Genomic DNA, 1,865 nt, shown 5'->3' with positions numbered 1-1,865 from the left:
GGCGCGGGCCGCGGCGAGCACCTGCGCGCGCGGCGTGGCGGCGCTCGCGTGGGCGGCCTCGACGGCGTCGGCCAGCTCGTCGTAGGCGTCCACGAGCAGGCGGGTCAGCAGCTCGTCGCGGCTGTCGACGTAGCGGTAGACCGCCGACGAGACCACGCCCAGGTCGCGGGCCACCGCGCGCAGCGACAGGGCGGCGGCGCCGTAGGTCGCCAGGTGCTCGCGGCCGATCTCCAGGATGCGCTGCTCGGTACGGGCTCGGGCCTCGGCGCGGGTGGGCATGCCCCATGGTGACATACCGAGAGCACCGCTCTTGCTTTCTTAAGGGTGGCGGTCCATGCTGATTTCGAGAGCACCGCTCTCCGAACGAGAGGGATCATCATGGACGCAGTCGCGTACCGGCCGCCGGGCCGGGTCTCCACCCGCTTCAACCGCCTCGTCGGCTGGCTCGCCGACCGAGGCGTCAGCCTCGTGGGCGCCCGGACGCTCGAGGTCGTCGGCCGCACCAGCGGCCGGCCGCGGACCACGCCGGTCAACCCCCTGCGGCTCGACGGACGCACCTACGTCCTGGGCGCACGGGGCCACACGCACTGGACGCGCAACCTTCGCGCCGCCGGCACCTGCACCCTGCGCCGAGGCCGCTCGGTCGTCGCCTACCGGGCCACCGAGCTGGCCGACGCCGACAAGATCCCCGTGCTGCGCGAGTACCTGCGCAAGTGGGAGTGGGAGGTCGGCGCGATCATGCCGGTCAGCATCTCCAAGTCCTCCACGGACGCCGAGCTGCTCGCCGCCGCCCCGGCGCTTCCCGTGTTCGAGCTCCACCGCGCCTGACGCACGCCCGGTCCCTGAGCCTGCGACGGGACTCCTCTCGACCGGCTCGAGGAGCGGCCGGGCCTAGTCCTGGCGGACGAGCAGGTCGCGGGTGATGCCCCCGACCGCCCGGACCCCGGTGAGCGCCATGGTCAGGTCGAGCTCGGCGAGCACGCCGGTGACGACGTCCTCGACGCCGCGCTGGCCGTCGACGGCCAGTCCGTACACGTGCGGGCGTCCGAGCAGCACCGACGACGCGCCGAGGGCGAGGGCGGTGAACACGTCCGCCCCGGTCCGGACGCCGCTGTCGAGCAGCAGCGTCGGCTCGGGTCCCACCGCCTCGCGGATCGCCACGAGCGCGTCGAGCGACGCGACGGCGTTGTCGACCTGACGGCCGCCGTGGTTCGACACGACGATCGCGTCGACGCCCAGGTCGAGCGCCCGGCGCGCGTCGTCCGGGTGCAGGATCCCCTTCAGCACGATGGGCAGCCGGGTGCGCGAGCGCAGCGTCGCCAGGTGGTCCCACGACAGGCCGGGGTTCGTGTAGATGTCGGTGAACGTCTCCGCGGCCAGCCGCGGGCGCGGGGACGTCAGGTTCGACCAGAACCGCCGGGGTGCTGGCGCGACAGCGACAGCAGGGTGCGGATCGCCCCGAGCGTCACCTTCGGCTTCTCTCCGGTCGCCGGGGCCGCCGCCCGCTCGTCGACGATGGCGTTGAAGCGCGGGTCGGAGGTGTACTGGGCGATGCCGATGCCCTGGACGAACGGCAGGGAACCGAGGTCGAGGTCCTGCGGACGCCAGCCGAGCACGGTGGTGTCGAGCGTGACCACGAGCGCCTCGGCGCCGGTGGCCTCGGCCCGCTGCACGAGGCTGTCGACCAGGCCCTCGTCCTTGCTCCAGTAGAGCTGGAACCAGTGCTCGGTGCCGGCCATGGCCCGGGCGCTGTCCTCCATCGGGCTGCTGCCCTGGTTGGAGAACACGTAGCGGACGCCGGTCGCGGCGGCCGCGCGGGCGATCGTCACGTCCGCGTCGCGGGCGATTGAGCCCCGGCCGCGCCG

At 73.8% G+C, this 1,865-nt stretch carries 4 protein-coding genes; 1 reads left to right on the top strand and 3 read right to left on the bottom strand.

Features of this window, described 5'->3' with window-relative positions; genetic code table 11:
• On the bottom strand, positions 1 to 279 hold a 279-nt coding region (locus AC2W7G_RS15250; RefSeq protein ID WP_485869185.1), incomplete at its 3' end, for a TetR/AcrR family transcriptional regulator.
• 99 nt (positions 280 to 378) lie between these two features.
• Between AC2W7G_RS15250 and AC2W7G_RS15245 the strand changes: the two genes are divergently transcribed.
• Complete coding sequence (locus tag AC2W7G_RS15245) at positions 379 to 828, top strand: nitroreductase family deazaflavin-dependent oxidoreductase (RefSeq protein WP_485869184.1); 450 nt, start codon at positions 379 to 381, stop codon at positions 826 to 828.
• A gap of 63 nt (positions 829 to 891) precedes the next feature.
• On the opposite strand, the gene AC2W7G_RS15240 is transcribed toward AC2W7G_RS15245, so the two are convergent.
• Positions 892 to 1,380 (bottom strand): alpha-hydroxy-acid oxidizing protein, encoded by a 489-nt coding sequence (locus AC2W7G_RS15240; RefSeq protein ID WP_485869186.1) that lies wholly within the window; start codon positions 1,378 to 1,380, stop codon positions 892 to 894.
• Between the two features lie 17 nt (positions 1,381 to 1,397).
• On the bottom strand, positions 1,398 to 1,865 hold a 468-nt coding region (locus AC2W7G_RS15235), incomplete at its 5' end, for an alpha-hydroxy-acid oxidizing protein (RefSeq protein WP_485869183.1).

This window comes from Aeromicrobium sp. PFPM2_SD2, from assembly GCF_057364525.1.
This window is presented reverse-complemented; position numbering and strand designations above follow the sequence as displayed.